The 16,135-nt window shown below is 63.7% G+C and carries 12 protein-coding genes; 5 read left to right on the top strand and 7 right to left on the bottom strand.

Annotated features, from left to right (window positions below; all coding sequences use genetic code 11):
• Window positions 1-36 precede the first annotated feature (36 nt).
• Window positions 37-1,140, top strand: coding sequence for a glycosyltransferase family 9 protein (locus HNO53_RS00060; RefSeq protein WP_209475121.1), 1,104 nt, complete (start codon window positions 37-39; stop codon window positions 1,138-1,140).
• On the opposite strand, the gene HNO53_RS00055 is transcribed toward HNO53_RS00060, so the two are convergent.
• Complete coding sequence (locus tag HNO53_RS00055) at window positions 1,094-1,873, bottom strand: glycosyltransferase family 2 protein (RefSeq protein WP_209475119.1); 780 nt, start codon at window positions 1,871-1,873, stop codon at window positions 1,094-1,096. The genes HNO53_RS00060 and HNO53_RS00055 overlap by 47 nt on opposite strands.
• A 153-nt stretch (window positions 1,874-2,026) precedes the next feature.
• On the opposite strand from HNO53_RS00055, the gene HNO53_RS00050 reads away from it, so the two are divergent.
• Complete coding sequence (locus HNO53_RS00050; protein ID WP_209475117.1) at window positions 2,027-3,706, top strand: sulfatase-like hydrolase/transferase; 1,680 nt, start codon at window positions 2,027-2,029, stop codon at window positions 3,704-3,706.
• 6 nt (window positions 3,707-3,712) lie between these two features.
• Here HNO53_RS00050 and waaF read toward each other — a convergent pair whose 3' ends face one another.
• Together waaF and rfaD are read right to left on the bottom strand one after the other, a co-directional pair.
• Window positions 3,713-4,762, bottom strand: a complete 1,050-nt coding sequence (gene waaF, locus HNO53_RS00045) for a lipopolysaccharide heptosyltransferase II (RefSeq protein WP_209475115.1) — start codon at window positions 4,760-4,762, stop codon at window positions 3,713-3,715.
• On the bottom strand, window positions 4,759-5,724 hold the full coding sequence (gene rfaD / locus HNO53_RS00040) for an ADP-glyceromanno-heptose 6-epimerase (RefSeq protein ID WP_209475113.1): 966 nt from the start codon (window positions 5,722-5,724) through the stop codon (window positions 4,759-4,761). The genes waaF and rfaD overlap by 4 nt, the downstream gene beginning before the upstream one ends.
• A 98-nt stretch (window positions 5,725-5,822) precedes the next feature.
• Here rfaD and glyQ point away from each other — a divergent pair, with 98 nt between their 5' ends.
• The 3 genes from glyQ (at window position 5,823) to gmhB (ending at window position 9,634) form a co-directional block, all read left to right on the top strand.
• On the top strand, window positions 5,823-6,839 hold the full coding sequence (glyQ, locus tag HNO53_RS00035; protein ID WP_275951356.1) for a glycine--tRNA ligase subunit alpha: 1,017 nt from the start codon (window positions 5,823-5,825) through the stop codon (window positions 6,837-6,839).
• Window positions 6,840-8,906, top strand: a complete 2,067-nt coding sequence (glyS, locus tag HNO53_RS00030; protein ID WP_209475112.1) for a glycine--tRNA ligase subunit beta — start codon at window positions 6,840-6,842, stop codon at window positions 8,904-8,906.
• 176 nt (window positions 8,907-9,082) lie between these two features.
• Window positions 9,083-9,634, top strand: coding sequence for a D-glycero-beta-D-manno-heptose 1,7-bisphosphate 7-phosphatase (gene gmhB / locus HNO53_RS00025; RefSeq protein WP_209475110.1), 552 nt, complete (start codon window positions 9,083-9,085; stop codon window positions 9,632-9,634).
• Between the two features lie 128 nt (window positions 9,635-9,762).
• Here the strand turns inward: gmhB and gyrB are convergent, their stop codons facing one another.
• The 4 genes from gyrB to dnaA all read right to left on the bottom strand — a co-directional run bounded on the left by gyrB (window position 9,763) and on the right by dnaA (window position 16,035).
• Window positions 9,763-12,183: a DNA topoisomerase (ATP-hydrolyzing) subunit B gene (gyrB, locus tag HNO53_RS00020; RefSeq protein WP_209475108.1), complete on the bottom strand. Its 2,421-nt coding sequence runs from the start codon at window positions 12,181-12,183 to the stop codon at window positions 9,763-9,765.
• Window positions 12,184-12,186: 3 nt separating this feature from the next.
• Entirely contained in the window at window positions 12,187-13,311 is a 1,125-nt protein-coding gene (recF, locus tag HNO53_RS00015) for a DNA replication/repair protein RecF (protein WP_209475106.1), read from the bottom strand.
• An 84-nt stretch (window positions 13,312-13,395) separates the two neighbouring features.
• Window positions 13,396-14,499, bottom strand: coding sequence for a DNA polymerase III subunit beta (dnaN, locus tag HNO53_RS00010; protein WP_209475104.1), 1,104 nt, complete (start codon window positions 14,497-14,499; stop codon window positions 13,396-13,398).
• Between the two features lie 63 nt (window positions 14,500-14,562).
• On the bottom strand, window positions 14,563-16,035 hold the full coding sequence (gene dnaA, locus HNO53_RS00005; protein ID WP_209475102.1) for a chromosomal replication initiator protein DnaA: 1,473 nt from the start codon (window positions 16,033-16,035) through the stop codon (window positions 14,563-14,565).
• Between the last annotated feature and the right edge of the window lie 100 nt (window positions 16,036-16,135).

The raw sequence follows: 16,135 nt of genomic DNA, 5'->3' as shown, positions 1-16,135 counted from the left end.
TCCTTCGTGTCGATCAACCGGGGCTCGGGAGCCCAGATGATGTCTTCTTCCACCGTGGCCGGTCGCCACGCAACGGATCCGCCGCACATCCTGGTGGTGCGCAACGACAAGCTCGGCGACTTCATGCTCGCCTGGCCGGCACTCGCCTGCCTCAAGGCCGGCGCGCCCGAGGCACGGGTCAGCGTACTGGTACCGAGCTATACGGCGCCACTGGCGCAGCAGTGCCCATGGATCGATGAGGTGATTCTCGATCCCGGCGATACCGGAAGAGCAGCGCAGCGCGAGCTACTCGAGCGGCTGCGCCGCGAACGCTTCACGGCCATGCTGACGCTGTTCTCCACCCCGCGTATCGGCTGGCTGGGCTGGCGCGCCGGTATTCCGTGTCGCCTGGCGCCCGCCACCAAATGGGCGCAGCTATTCTACAATCATCGTATCGTCCAGCGCAGGTCACGCTCGGCCAAACCGGAATACCTGTACAACATCGAACTCGCCGAGGCGCTGCTCGAGGCCACGGGTCGCACTCCGGCCCCTCGTCCATCCCCGCCTTTCTGGCCACTGCCTCCCGGCATGGCAGTTGCCCGGCGCGAGTCGCTCGCCACCGAGATGGCCCTCGATACGTGCGCCCCCTGGCTGTTCCTACATGCCGGCAGCGGCGGCTCGGCGGTGAATCTGACATCGACCCAGTACGCCGAGCTGGCGACAGCCGTCGATTCGCGTCTTGCCGCGCGCGGCATTCGCCCGCAGTGGCTGCTCACGGCCGGCCCCGGGGAGGAGCCGACCGCTTGCGAACTGCGCGACTCGCTCGGCGCCCGGGGGCTCCAAGCCGCGGTATTGCCATCGCGCGAGAGCCTGGCGGATTTTGCCATGACGCTCGCGGTCGCCGATCTTCTGATCGCCGGCTCCACCGGGCCCTTGCATATCGCCGGCTGTCTCAACCTTGCCACGGCGGGCTTCTATCCGGCTCGCCGCTCGGCCACGGCCCTGCGCTGGCAGACCTGCAACGACGCAACGCTCCGCCTCGCCTTCAGCCCGCCGACAGACGCCGGCGAGAGCGACATGGCGGCCATAGACCTGCAACACGCGGCCGACGCGATCAGCGCCCTGGTGTGTCGTCGGGTGGCGGCGAGGTCTGCGTCCTGATCCATAGGTCGGCATACTTGGCAAAGGTGGAGTGTGCCGACAGTAAAGCCAGCAGCAGCCCCTGACGACCGTCGAGAAAGCCCGCTCGCAGCAGGTACATGCGCAGGAAACAGCCCAGCCCATGCACCAGGCCGGCCGCGAGACTGCCCCGCTTGCCGCGAGCGGCTCGCTGCTCGGCCCAAGCCTGGGCATAGTGGGCCGACTTCTCCAGATAGTGGCGCAGGTCGCGGTAGGTGTAGTGCAGCAGATCCCCCGACAATGCCTTGACCGGCAGTCCGTGCGGGTTGGTTAGTTTCTCGTGGACCAGGGCGTCGTCATAGCCTGCCCTGCCCTTGGGATAGAGCCGCGCCACCCGGTCGGGATACCAGCCGGAGTGGCGAATGAAATCGCCGAAGCACCAGGAGAGACGCGGTAAGGTGTAGATAGCCGGTTCGCCGGTGGCCACGGCGCGCCTTATGCTTTCACCCAGTTCGGGGGTCACCCGCTCATCGGCATCGATCATGAGAATCCAGTCGCTTTCGGCCGCGGCCTCGGCGCGCTGGCGCTGCACGCCGAACCCCTGCCAGTCGGCGTTCACCGTCACCTTGTCGGTGAACTCGTGGGCGATGGCGCAGGTCGTATCCTGGCTGCCGGCATCCAGCACCACGATTTCATCGGCCCAGCGTAGCGTCTCCAGGCAGGCGCGCAGGTGGGCAGCCTCGTTCTTGACGATCAGTACCGCGGCCAGGGTCATCGACCTCTCCTCGTCGGTTCGGCGGCTGGCCAGTTTACTGCCGCGGCCGCGAGGCCGGCAAACCGGTGGTTGGCCACCCGCCGGACGATACGTGGTACAAGACGGGGGCGACTTGTACTCTGGAGGGGCGAATTCAATGGAAGAATCCACTACATGACGATTCCGTCTGCACTTCTCGCTCTGGCTCGCCCGCGCTGGCTATCGCTGCTGGTCATCGGGCTGTGCTTGGGCCATGCCACTATCCTGCTCACTCGGGTGCCCCACTGGGGGCTGCCCTTCCTGACGCTGGCCTGGATGGGACTGGGTTACGCCTTTCGCTGGGGATCGCCTGGCCCGGCATCGCGTTCGGCCCCGCCGCGCAAGTGGCCCTGGGCGCTGCTTCCCATTGCGTTATGGGGGCTGTATCTCTATCTCGCCCAGAGCTTTGGCATCGTCGACCTGAGCGCGGTATTCTTCCATCTGCAGGCCGGCATGGCCGACCATGGTGGGGTCAGCCGGATCGGCGCGGCATTCTTCTATACCCTCTCCATGGTTGCGCTGCTGGTCTCCTTCACCTGGCTGATACGCCATGACCATCGCTGGCGCCGCGGCGAGCCGCTGCTGGCCCTCGTGCTGCTGGTGAGCAACCCGCTGCTGTATGGCATGGGCCAGCGCGGCGCCGCCATCGTCACCAAGCCCGGCGCCTGGCTCGAGCGCCACTACGTCGAGCCGGTTCTGCTCGAGTCTCCCCGCGATCCTCCCAATCTGCTGGTGCTGTATCTGGAGAGCATCGAGCGCACCTACGCCGACCGCGAACGCTTCGGCGATGCCTATGCCTTTCTCGATCAGCTCGGTGAGCGTGGCCTGGTCTTCGAAGGCATCCAGCAGGTCGACAATACCGGCTGGACCATGGCCGGCATGATCGCCAGCCAGTGCGGCACGCCACTCATGCCGGCCGGGCTGCTGCACGACCGCCAGTTCTCGCCGCTGGACAAGGTGGTGCCCGGAGTCGACTGTCTCGGCGACCTGCTCTCGGCACAGGGCTACCGGCTCACCTACATGGGTGGCGCCAGCGTCAATTTCGCCGGCAAGGGGCTGTTCTACGAAGGGCACGGCTTCGACACCGTGCTCGGCCGCGAGGAGCTGCAGCCCCGCCTCGACGACCCCGAATACGTCAACAACTGGGGGCTCTATGACGATTCTCTCTATGACTACAGCCTCGAGGAGCTCCGCCACCTGAATGCACAGGACGGCCCCTGGGGCCTGGTCACCCTCTCCCTCGCCGGTCATGCCCCCTACGGCTATCCCGCCCAGGCCTGCCTTGACCGTCAGGGCGAGTTCGATGGCGTCGACATCCTGTTTTCGGTGGAATGTTCGACCTGGCTGGCCCGGGACTTCCTTGCCCGGGCCGAGGCCGAGGGACTGCTCGACGACACCCTGGTGGTCATTGCCAGCGATCACTTGACCATGCGCGTATCGGCCTGGGAGCAACTGATCGAAGGTGAGCGGGACAACACCTTCATCCTGCTGGGGCCCGGCATTCCTCAAGGCCGGCAGCGCCGCGAAGCCTCCATGGTCGATGCCTTCCCCACCATCCTCGAGGCCATGGGCTTCACCATCGACTGGCATCGCGCCGGCCTCGGCGTCTCGCTGCTCTCCGACGAGCCAACCCTGCTCGAGGAGCATGATGCGGAATTCTTCAACGCCCGGATGCGGGAAGAGATCGTGCTTCAGGAACGGCTCTGGGAGGGGCTTGCCCCTCCCAGCCAGGCACCTGAGGAGGAAGTGATCCAGGAGCAGGTGGTAGAGACCCCCGAGGATGCCACCGGCGAGGAACCGGCCCAGGTACAGTAGGACGCATCAGCCGCTGGCGAAGACCATCGGGGAGGGCGCAGCCAGTATGGCGGCCAGCACCCGCTGGGGTGAGAGCTGCACCAGGCAATTGGTGTGGCCCAGCGGACAACGGCGCTCGAAGCAGGGCGAGCAGTCCAATCCCAGATAGTGCACGACGGCGCTATCGGTCAGCGGTGGCGTATAGCCCGGCGACGATGAGCCATAGAGCGCGTGGATTCGGGTGCCCACCGCTGCGGCCACGTGCATCAAACCGGAGTCGTTGGTCACCACCTGCTGGCAATCGGCGAGCAGGTCGACCGCATCGGCCAGGCGAGTCTGGCCGCAAAGATTGTGCACGTGAGCCACCCCCTCGGCGATGGCCTCCCCGGCGGCGACATCCTTGGGCCCGCCCAGCACGCGTATTTCAAAACCTTCGGCCACCAGGCGCTCGGCCAGCTCGCGAAAATGCCCCAACGGCCACTGCTTGGCTGGGCCGTATTCGGCGCCGGGCATCAGGCCGATGGCCGGACGAGACGTCAGTCCCAGGCGGATGCGCAGCTCGATCAGGTTGTCGGCGTCGACACTCAGCCGCGGGCGGGGAGTGGCAAACTCGCCATGCCGCACCTCCTCCACCGCCAGGCCCAGCGCCACGAAGCGCTTGACGGTCTGGTCCAGCACCGTCTTGTCGAGTTCGCGCCGATCGTTGATCACGCCATAGCGCTGCTCGCCGGTGTACCCCGTACGCCGGGGAATACGGGCCAGGAACGGCACCAGTGCCGACTTCCATGAGCGCGGCAGCACGATGGCCCTGTCGAAGCGACCCCGCAGCCGTCGCGCCAGGGCGCGCCGGGTACCCCAGCCGAATTCGCCGTGGCCGACATCGAGGGTCGCCACTTCGTCGACCTCCTCCATGCGTTCGAGGATCGGCTGCGACCAACCTGGCGCCACCACACCGATGCGACACTCGGGCTGACGCTGTTTGAGGCTCTTGAAGAGGCTCTGCGCCATGACCATGTCGCCGACCCAGGAAGGACCGACGACCAGTATGCGAGATGTCGGCGTTGCCGCCTGCCTCATCCCTGCGCCCCGTTCAGCCACTCAAGGTAGGCCCTCACGCCTTCGGCAACGGTACGGAACTCGCGTGCGTAGCCCGCCTCGCGCAGGCGCGAGATGTCCGCCCGGGTATAGCTCTGGTAGCGACCCTTGAGCTCCTCGGGAAAATCGATGTACTCGATGCGGCCACGGCCGTAGAAATCAATGACCGCCTCGCCGATGGCCTTGAACGGCTCTGCGCGGCCGGAGCCGAGATTGAAGATGCCGGACTTGCCGGGGTTGTCCAGGAACCAAAGGTTGACGTCGACCACGTCGCCGACATAGACGAAGTCGCGGCTCTGCATGCCGGCCTCATAGCCGTCCCAGGCGCCGAACAGGCGGAGATCCTGGCCAGCACGCACCTGGGTGTGGTTGTGGTAGGCAACGCTCGCCATCTTGCCCTTGTGCTGCTCGCGTGGCCCGTAGACGTTGAAGTAACGGAAGCCCACCACCTGGCTGCTGAAGCTGTCCCAGTGCTGGCGCACGTACTGGTCGAACAGCAGCTTGGAGTAGCCATAGACGTTGAGGGGCTTCTCGTACTCGGGCTCCTCACGGAAGACCTGGCTGCCGCCGTAGGTGGCCGCCGAGGAGGCGTAGAGGAAGGGGATGCCCTGCTGCTGGCAGTAGTGCAGCAGCACCTTGGAGTACTCGAAGTTGTTGTCGAGCATGAAGCGCCCATCCCACTCGGTGGTGTCCGAGCAGGCGCCTTCGTGAAAGATCGCCTCGATCGGCGGCAGGCGAGAGGGCTCGCCGCGCAGCGCCGCCTCGACACGCGCGCGAAAGTCGTCCTTGTCGAGATAATCGCCCAGGGTGCAGTCCGCCAGGTTGACGAACTTGGTGCCGTCGCTCAGGTCGTCGACGACCAGCACGTCATTGCGCCCGCGCGCGTTGAGGGCCTTGACCAGATTCGAGCCGATGAAGCCGGCGCCACCTGTCACTACGATCATTGTGAACCTCACTGGGGCGCAGCCGCTGCGCCTATAACCGATGTGCCTGTGATTGTATACTTGACGCCCAGTGAATTCATGGCCAACGGTGCTTCCACATGACTCCCTCGCCAAACCCGTCGCAGACGCTCTCGACATCTTCGTCGACCTCGGCTACAGGGTCGACGCCAGACGCGACCACATTCCAGGGCCTGATACTTGCCCTTCAGCAGTACTGGGCAGAACAAGGCTGCGTGGTGCTTCAACCGCTGGACATGGAGGTAGGGGCCGGCACCTTCCACCCCGCCACCTTTCTGCGCTCTATCGGCCCGGAAACCTGGAACGCCGCCTACGTGCAACCTTCGCGGCGCCCCACTGACGGTCGCTACGGCGAGAACCCCAACCGCCTGCAGCACTACTACCAGTTTCAGGTCGTCATGAAGCCCTCCCCTGCCGACCTGCAGGAGCGCTTCCTGGGCTCGCTCGCTCGCCTCGGCCTCGATCCGCTGGTGCATGACATTCGCTTCGTCGAGGACAACTGGGAGTCGCCGACCCTTGGCGCCTGGGGCCTGGGCTGGGAAGTCTGGCTCAACGGCATGGAAGTGACCCAGTTCACCTACTTCCAGCAGGCCGGCGGCCTCGAGTGCTTCCCGGTGACCGGCGAGCTCACCTACGGACTCGAGCGCATCGCCATGTACCTGCAGAACGTCGACAGCGTCTACGACCTGATATGGACCATTGCCCCGGATGGCACCAAGGTCACCTACGGCGACGTCTATCTGCAGAACGAGCGCGAGCAGTCAGCCTATAACTTCGAGCATGCCGACGTACCGGCCCTGTTCGCCGCCTTCGATCACCAGGAGCAGGAGTGCGCCAAATTGCTCGCGGCCAACCTGCCACTGCCCGCCTACGAGCAGGTGCTCAAGGCTTCGCACACCTTCAACCTGCTCGATGCGCGCCACGCCATCTCGGTAACCGAACGTCAGCGCTTCATTCTGCGCGTGCGCACCATGGCCCGCGACGTGGCCCACGCCTACTACGCCTCACGCAAGGCGGCCGGCTTTCCGCTGGCCCCCGAGGCCCTGCGCCAGGAGTTGCTGGCCCAGGACACGACCGCCGAACAGGGAGACGCGTAAATGGCCGCCAACACCTTCTTGATCGAACTGGGCGTCGAGGAACTGCCGCCAAGCGCCATAGATTCGCTCTCGGACGCGCTGGCCGAGGGCATTCGCCGCGGCCTTGCCGAAGCCGAGGTGACCTTCAACGCCGTTCGTGCCTATGCCACTCCACGTCGTCTGGCGGTACAGGTGACCGAACTCACCGACAAGCAGCCGGACCGCGAAGTGGAGCGCCGCGGACCGGCGCTCGCCGCCGCCTTCAAGGATGGTCAGCCGACCAAGGCCGCCGAAGGCTTTGCCCGCTCCTGTGGGGTCGAAGTGGGCGATCTGATCCATCTCGAAACAGATAAAGGCACTTGGCTCGGTTATCGCGAGCGGCAGCGTGGAGAAGCCACCACGGCTCTGCTTCCCGCCATCGTCGACAAGGCGATCTCTGCCCTGCCGGTACCCAAGAACATGCGCTGGGGTGCCTCCCGGGTCGAGTTCTCGCGGCCGGTGCACTGGCTGGTCATGCTCTACGGCGGCGAGGTGGTCGAAGCCGAAGCATTGGGGCTCAAGGCCGGCCGCATCACCCGAGGACATCGTTTCCACGCACCCGAGCCCATTGAGTTGGGTCATGCCGACGCCTATCTCGAGGCCCTCGAGCAGGCCTGGGTATTGGCCGACCGCGAACTGCGTCGTGAGCGCATCCGCGAGCAGGTGCTGGCTGAAGCGGAGGTACATGAGGCTCAGGCCGTCATCGACGAGACGCTGCTCACCGAGGTCAGCGGACTGGTCGAATGGCCGGTGGCACTCACCGGCAGCTTCGACGAGCGTTTCCTCGAGGTGCCTTCGGAGTGCCTCATCTCCTCGATGAAGGCCAACCAGAAGTACTTCCATCTGCTTGACGAGCAGGGTCGGCTCAGGCCGCAGTTCATCACCATCTCGAACATCGACAGCCGGGATCCCCAATTGGTTATCGAGGGTAACGAGAAGGTCATTCGTCCGCGCCTGGCAGACGCTGCCTTCTTCTTCGACACCGACCGCAAGCAGCCGCTGGCCGCACGCATCGGCGGCCTGGCCAGCGTGGTGTTCCAGCAGCAGCTTGGTACGTTGGCTGACAAGGCTCATCGCAGCGCCGCCGTCGCCGCCTTCATCGCGGGCCGGATCGGTGGCGACGTGGCCCAGGCTCGGCGTGCCGCCGAACTCGCCAAGTGCGACCTCGTTACCGAGATGGTGCTCGAGTTCCCCGAGCTACAGGGCATCATGGGACGCTACTACGCCACCCATGACGGCGAGCCCGCCGAAGTCGCCCAGGCGCTCGAGGAGCAGTACCTGCCGCGCTTCGCCGGCGACGAGATCCCGGCCAGCTCCACCGGCCAGGCCCTGGCCCTGGCCGACCGCCTGGACACCTTGACCGGTATCTTCGGTATCGGCCAACGCCCCAGCGGCACCAAGGACCCGTTCGCCCTGCGCCGCGCCGCCATCGGTGTACTCAACATCCTGATCAAAGCGGAGCTGGATCTGGACCTGCGCGAGCTCCTCGAGCTGGCCGCCGCACAGCACCAGGAGCTGCCCTATGCGGAGAATCTGGTCGAGGAAGTGCTCGGCTACATGCTCGATCGATTCCGCGCCTGGGGGCAGGACGAGGGCATTCCCGCCGAGGTCTACCTCGCGGTTCGCGCCCGCCCGGTGACCAAGCCGCTGGACTTCGCCCGCCGCACGCGGGCCGTGCATGCCTTCACTCAACGCGAGGAAGCTGCTGCCTTGGCAGCCGCCAACAAGCGGGTCTCCAACATCCTGGCCAAACAGGCCGATGAAGTCGGCAGTCAGGTCGATGCCAAGCTGTTGCAGGAAGCCGCCGAGCAGGCTCTGTTCGATGCCGTCTCGTCGAGCCGCGAGCGAGTCATGCCGCTGTTCGCCGAGGGACGCTATCGCGAGGCACTGGACATCCTGGCTGGCCTGCGAGCTCCGGTGGATGGTTTCTTCGACGATGTCATGGTCATGGCCGACGACGATGCCATTCGTCGCAACCGCCTGGCACTGCTGGCCCAGCTTCAGGCACTCTTCCTCGAGGTCGCCGATATCGCTCTTCTTCAGCAGTAACAGCGCCTGTCACCTTACCGGCCGCGGCGCCATTGCCCGGCCGGTTTTTTATTTTCCTTTCTGATGTTTCACGTGAAACGCAATCGAGTATGTCGGCTACGTCTGCCGGTCCTTGGCAAGACGTGTTTCACGTGGAACACTTCTCTTTCTTCTGCTTTCTAGCCCAGGTGCTCGACATGCCCGATGCTTCCAGGCTCGTCATCCTCGACAGGGATGGCGTCATCAACCGGGATTCCGATGCTTACGTCAAGTCATTGGATGAGTGGATCCCCTACCCCTCCTCGATCGAGGCCATCGCACGCTTGTCACGCGCCGGCTGGGACGTCGCCATCGCCACCAACCAGTCCGGCATCGCTCGCGGCTACTACGATGAAGCAACGCTGGAAGCCATGCATGCCGAGCTCGAGAAGCAGGTCGGTGATGCAGGCGGCGAAATAGCGTATATCGCCTACTGCCCACATGGTCCCGATGACGGCTGCTCATGTCGCAAGCCTCTCCCCGGCTTGCTCGAGGAAATTCGTGCTGCCTTGGGACTGGAGAGCCTTGCCGGCAGCTGGATGGTGGGCGACAGCCTGCGCGATCTTCAGGCCGGAGAGCCGATGGGCTGTCGCCCGGTACTGGTCAGAACCGGCAAGGGAAGCAAGACAGAAGCTCAGGGAGAGGGGCTCGAGGGTGCGTTGATTTTTGACGAGCTGGCCGGTTTCGTGGACTGGTTGCTCGACAAGTGATGAGTGACCCATGACTTTGTTTACCGACCACAGAGCAGCAGGTTTCACATCGCAAAAGAAAAGGGTCAGTTCAGATTGAACTGACCCTTTTTCTTTAAGCAGTGTTTCATGTGAAACACCGCAGCGCCTTAGACGTCAAGATTAGCCACCAACGCATTGCTTTCGATAAAGGCACGGCGCGGCTCGACCTCATCGCCCATCAGGGTGTTGAACATCATGTCCGCGGCGACTGCATCCTCGATCGAGACCCGCAGCAGACGGCGCGTCTCGGGATCCATGGTGGTCTCCCACAGTTGGTCCGGGTTCATCTCGCCCAGCCCCTTGTAGCGCTGCACCGAAAGCCCCCGCTGCGCCTCGGCCATCAGCCACTCGAGCGCCTGATAGAATGTGGCCACGCCTTTCTTGCGTTCACCACGTGCAATATAGGCACCTTCATCGAGCAACCCCTCCAACGTTTCGCCCAGTGCCGCCATGGCGCGATAGTCGGCGCTAGTGAAGAAGTCGATACCCCAGACGTAATCGGAGCTGACCCCATGCGCCGTAAGCGTCACCGCCGGCAGGAAGAGTTCGCGTTCTGCATCCTCCTCCAGGCGGAAGGTGTAGCGCGGCCCGCCCTCGTAGGCCACCAGCGCGTCCATCTCTGCCTGCAGATAGGCGATCCAGTTCTGCATGGTGACGCGGTCCTTGAGGCTCGCCTCCCCCTCGAGGCGTGCGGCGTGCACGACCTTGCGCAAGACCTCGTTGGGATAGACGCGCGAAAGGCGATCGATGCGCTTCATCACATCGCGGTACTGACCGACCAGCGATTCGAGTTGCGCCCCCGTGACCGGCGGCGCCTCGGGATTGACGTAGAGCCTGGCTCCGTCCATGGCCGTCGTGGTCAGATAGTCGACCAGGGCCTGCTCGTCCTTGAGGTAGGTTTCCTGTTTGCCTCGCTTGATCTTGTAGAGCGGCGGCTGGGCAATGAACACATGCCCGCGCTCGATCAGCTGTGACATCTGGCGGAAGAAGAAGGTCAGCAGGAGGGTGCGGATGTGCGATCCATCGACGTCCGCATCGGTCATGATGATGATCGAATGGTAGCGAAGCTTGTCGGGATTGAACTCCTCGCGGCCGATGCCACAGCCAAGCGCCGTGATCAGCGTGCCCACCTCGGCGGAGGAGAGCATCTTGTCGAAGCGAGCCTTCTCGACGTTGAGGATCTTGCCCTTGAGCGGAAGGATCGCCTGGGTGCGGCGGTCGCGCCCCTGTTTGGCACTGCCACCGGCCGAGTCCCCCTCGACCAGGAACAGCTCGGAAAGGCTGGGATCCTTCTCCTGACAGTCGGCGAGCTTCCCGGGCAATCCGGCGATGTCCAGGGCCCCCTTGCGGCGGGTCATGTCGCGGGCCTTGCGCGCGGCTTCCCGGGCACGGGCGGCGTCGAGCATCTTGTTGACGATTGCCCTGGCGTCGTTGGGGCTCTCGATCAGATAGTCAGAGAACAGCCGCCCCATCTCTTGCTCTACCGCCGTCTTCACTTCGGAAGAAACCAGCTTGTCCTTGGTTTGCGAAGAGAACTTCGGATCCGGCACCTTGACCGAGATGATCGCTGTCAGTCCCTCCCGAGCATCGTCACCGGACGTGGCGACCTTCGACTTCTTGAGCAAGCCTTCGGATTCGATGTAGCCGTTGAGCGTGCGCGTCAGCGCGGCACGGAAACCGGCCAGGTGGGTGCCGCCGTCGCGCTGCGGTATGTTGTTGGTGTAGCAAAAGATATTCTCGGCGAACGAGTCACTCCACTGCATGGCCACTTCAACCACGACGCCGTCCTCGCGCTCGGCCTCGAAGTGAAACACCGGGTTGAGCACGGTCTTGTTGCTGTTGAGGTGGTCGACGAAGGCTTTGAGCCCGCCCTCGTAGTGGAACAGCTCCTCCTTTCCGCTTCGCTCATCCATCAGGCGAATCGCCACACCGGAGTTGAGGAAGGAGAGTTCGCGCAGTCGCTTGGCCAGGATGTCGTAGTGAAACTCGATATTGGCGAAGGTATCGGAAGAGGGCTTGAAGTGAACCCGGGTACCGTTCTTCTCGGTCTTGCCGACCACGGCCAGCGGCGCTTCGGGCACCCCGTGCCGATAGATCTGCTCGTGGACCTGCCCCGCTCGCCAGATGGTCAGCTTGAGCTCTTCGGAGAGCGCATTGACCACCGACACACCGACGCCGTGAAGTCCGCCTGACACCTTGTAGGAATTGTCGTCGAACTTACCGCCGGCGTGCAGCACCGTCATGATCACCTCCGCCGCCGACACGCCCTCTTCCTCGTGGATATCGGTAGGCACGCCGCGACCGTTGTCGCTGACGGTGATGGATTCGTCCGGGTGAATAATGACGCGAATTTCACTGCAATATCCGGCCAGGGCTTCATCGATGGAGTTGTCCACCAGCTCGAACACCATGTGGTGCAGACCTGTCCCGTCATCGGTATCGCCGATATACATCCCGGGACGCTTGCGCACGGCATCCAGCCCCTTGAGAACCTTGATGCTCGATGAGTCGTAAGCTTGCTCGCTCATTGACTACTCCGTCGTGAAGTCTATCTGTGCCCGTGGCACTAGCTGCCCTGCTCCCGACACGCCTTGTTTCACGTGAAACATCGCAATCGGCGCATGGGATTTCCATGATCCCGCCAAGGCATCGTGTTCGACACTGGTGATAAAAGCCTGGCAGCGCATGGTTTCGAGCAGTCGGCAAAACACACGACGATGCTCGGCATCCAGCTCCGCAGGCAGGTCGTCGACCAGGTAGAGACAGCCATGCCCGGTCGTACGTTCCAACAATCTTCCTTGCGCCAACTTGAGCGCACTTACTACCAACTTCTGCTGGCCCCGCGACAATACTTCGACGGCAGGGCGACGACCCTGCCGGATGCGCAGGTCGGCGCGCTGCGGGCCGTTCTGGGTAAAGCCCATCTGCTGATCGGTCGCTCGCCCCTGCTCGAGCACTTCCCGTAACGAGCGCTGTTTATCCCAGCCGCGAGAATAACGCAAGGTCAGGTCGGGGAGATCGATCAGGCTACCCAATGTCTCCTCGAAAACGGGGATGAAACTGGCTATCCATTCGCGGCGCAGTTCATCGACCCGCCCCCCCCAAGCAGCCAGCTCCTGCTCCCAGACGTCCAAGTTATTGGCATCCATTCTACCATGCCTGAGGAGTGCATTCCGATGCTTCAACGCACGCTTGGCGCGGCGCCAGGCATCATAAAAGTCGTGTTTCACGTGAAACACACCCCAGTCGAGGAACTCTCTCCGACCGGCCGGAGCTCCTTCGAGCAGACGAAAGGCGTCGGGGTTGACCAGCTGCAAGGGCAGCGCCTCGATCAATTTCGCCAGGCGTGAAACGCGTTCTCCTCCCATGCGCAGCTCCAGCTCGGCCGAATGGCGTGCGCGACGCACCCCGATGGGCAGGGGCGGCTCGCCACCAAGGCGAGCGAAGAGCGTCATCTCCTCCTTGTCATGAGCGATGGCATGCCTGAGCTGGCGTGTGCGAAAGGAGCGACCCATGCCAAGAATGTACAATCCTTCGAGCAGGCTGGTCTTGCCGCTGCCGTTTCGACCGACGATGAGGTTGATGCCGGGACTCGGCGTGACGTCGAGCGTTTCCAGGTTTCGCAGACCGGCAAAGGCGAGGCGGTCGATCAGCATGAAGGGTCGCGCGCAGTTGGGCAGCACCACCCGGACGAACCATGGCTCGTCCGGGTGCAGGGAGAGAGGGTCAGGATGGCTGCCTCACAGCCGCATCGGCATGACGACATACAGCGCATCGCCACCGCCGGGCTCCTCCATCAAGGCGCTGCTATTCGAGTCAGCGAGTGTCATCTGCACCCTGTCCTCACCAATAACATTAAGAACATCAATGAGATAGCCAACATTGAACCCGATCTCGAGGCCATCGCCTCCGTACTCGACGGCCACGTTCTCCTCGGCCTCCTCCTGTTCGGGGTTGTTGGCCATTACCTGCAGATTGCCCTCCCGCAGGTGCAGGCGAACGCCCCGGTACTTTTCGTTGGAGAGAATCGAGGTACGCGACAGCACCTGCCGCAGCTCGGCGCGCTCGGCGATGAAGACCTTGTCGCCGCCACGCGGCACCACGCGCTCGTAGTCGGGGAACTTGCCGTCGACCAGCTTCGAGGTAAAGGTGAAATCGCCGGTATGCGCACGCACGTGGCTGGCACTGAGCGTCAGCGTTACCGGCTCGTCGCTGTCATCGAGCAGCCGCACCAGCTCGAGCACGCCCTTGCGCGGCACGATCAGCTTGCGGGCCGGCTCCACCTGGATTTCCGCCGAGCGCGAGCAGACGGCCAGTCGATGACCATCGGTGGCGACGGTACGCACCAGGTTGGAACGCAGCTCCAGCAGCATGCCATTCAGGTAGTAGCGCACGTCCTGTTGGGCCATGGCGAAGGACGTGGCATCGATGAGATGCTTCAGCGTACCACGTGGCAAACTGAGCTCCACGTCACCAGCGCTGTCCTCGATATTGGGAAACTCGGCGACCGGTAGCGTCGACAGGGTGAAACGAGAGCGGCCGCTTCGCAGTACGGCACGCCCATCTTCCAGGCTGAACTGCAGTTCGGCCTGATCGGGCAGTGACTTGCAGATGTCCATCAGCTTGCGGGCCGGTACGGTAACGGCACCTGCTACATCGACCTGCGATGCTGCAGTGCGTCCAATCAGTTCAACCTCGAGATCGGTGCCGGTAAGGGCAACCTGCTCCTGGTCGACTTGAATCAGTACGTTGGACAGTACCGGCAAGGTCTGACGTCGCTCCACCACGCCTGCCACCAATGCCAGCGGCCGTAGCAGCGCTTCGCGGGTAATGGAAAATCTCATGTCGGCTCCACGTCTCGTCCTGTAGATGGGTGTCGGGCAATGCTGGGCGTTGAATGCCTGCCGCTAGCTGGTCAACAAGCGCAGCAGGTTCTTGTAGTCCTCACGAATGTCGGCACTCTCCTCCTGCAGCGCCTGAACCTTGCGACAGGCATGCAGTACCGTCGTGTGGTCACGCCCGCCGAAGGCGTCACCAATTTCCGGCAGGCTGTGATTGGTCAACTCCTTGGCCAGCGCCATGGCTACCTGGCGCGGCCGTGCCACCGAGCGTGAGCGACGCTTGGAAAGCAGATCGGCCAGCTTGATCTTGTAATACTCGGCAACGGTACGCTGAATGTTATCCACTCCCACCTGCTTGTCCTGCAGCGCCAGCAGATCCTTCAGCGACTCGCGGATGAAGTCCTGGGTGATGGGCTTGCCCATGAAGTGGGAGTCGGCAATGACCTTCTTGAGCGCCCCCTCCAGTTCGCGCACGTTGGAGCGGATCTTCTGGGCGATGAAGAAGGCGGCATCGTGGGGCAGATCCACCTTGGCCTGGTCTGCCTTCTTCATCAGGATGGCGACCCGGGTCTCCAGCTCGGGAGGCTCGATGGCCACGGTCAGCCCCCAGCCGAAGCGCGACTTGAGCCGCTCCTCGACGCCGCTGATCTCCTTTGGATAGCGGTCCGAGGTGAGGATCATCTGCTGACCGCCTTCGAGCAAGGCATTGAACGTATGGAAGAACTCCTCCTGGGAGCGCTCCTTGCCGGCAAAGAACTGGATGTCGTCGATCAGCAGCGCATCGACGCTGCGATAGAAACGCTTGAAGTCGTTGATCGCGTTGAGCTGTAGCGCCTTGACCATGTCGGCCACGAAGCGCTCGGAGTGCAGATAGACGACACGGGCGTTTTCGCGCCGGGCCGCCAAGGCATTGCCCACGGCGTGCATCAAGTGAGTCTTGCCGAGGCCCACGCCGCCGTAGAGGAACAGCGGGTTGTAGGCGCCACCGGGATTTTCCGACACCTGCCGCGACGCGGCGCGGGCAAGCTGGTTGGACTTGCCCTCGACGAAGGTTTCAAAGGTAAAGCCGGGGTTGAGCCCGCTGTTGTGCTTCAGGCTGCCCTCGACCTGCACTTCGCGATCGCCGCCGGAACGCCGCGCCGTAGCTCCTTCCTCGCGCAGCTGGTCGATTTCGCGCTCGTCGCCGATATCACCTCGCGGCGGTACCTGCACCGCCGGGGCCAGGGGGGAATGGGGGCTGGCCGACACCGGCGTCCCCAGGTCGCGCGGCTGTGGCTTGATCGCCGCCGCCTTGCGGCTGCCGACTGTCAGCACTACCCGCGGCGGCTTGGCAGGCGCCAGGTCCCTGAGCAGCTCATTGATGCGCTTGGCATACTTGTCACCAACCCAGTCGCGGACGAAGCGATTGGGCGCCAGCAGACGCAACTCGCTGGCTTCCCCCTCTTCGGCTTGAAGCGGGCGAATCCAGGTATTGAACTGCTGTGCGTTCAGCTCGTCCTGCAGGTAATCCAGACACTGTTGCCAGAGAGCAAGAGACACTCGACCTCACCATACCCGTTGATGCATGACCGGACATTGTATCCTTCGCCCGACGGGTTATCCACATGCGGTTCGACACCCACCACCCCTGTGGAAAACG

The sequence above is a fragment of the Billgrantia antri genome, assembly GCF_017868935.1.
GTDB lineage: Bacteria > Pseudomonadota > Gammaproteobacteria > Pseudomonadales > Halomonadaceae > Halomonas > Halomonas antri.
This window is presented reverse-complemented; position numbering and strand designations above follow the sequence as displayed.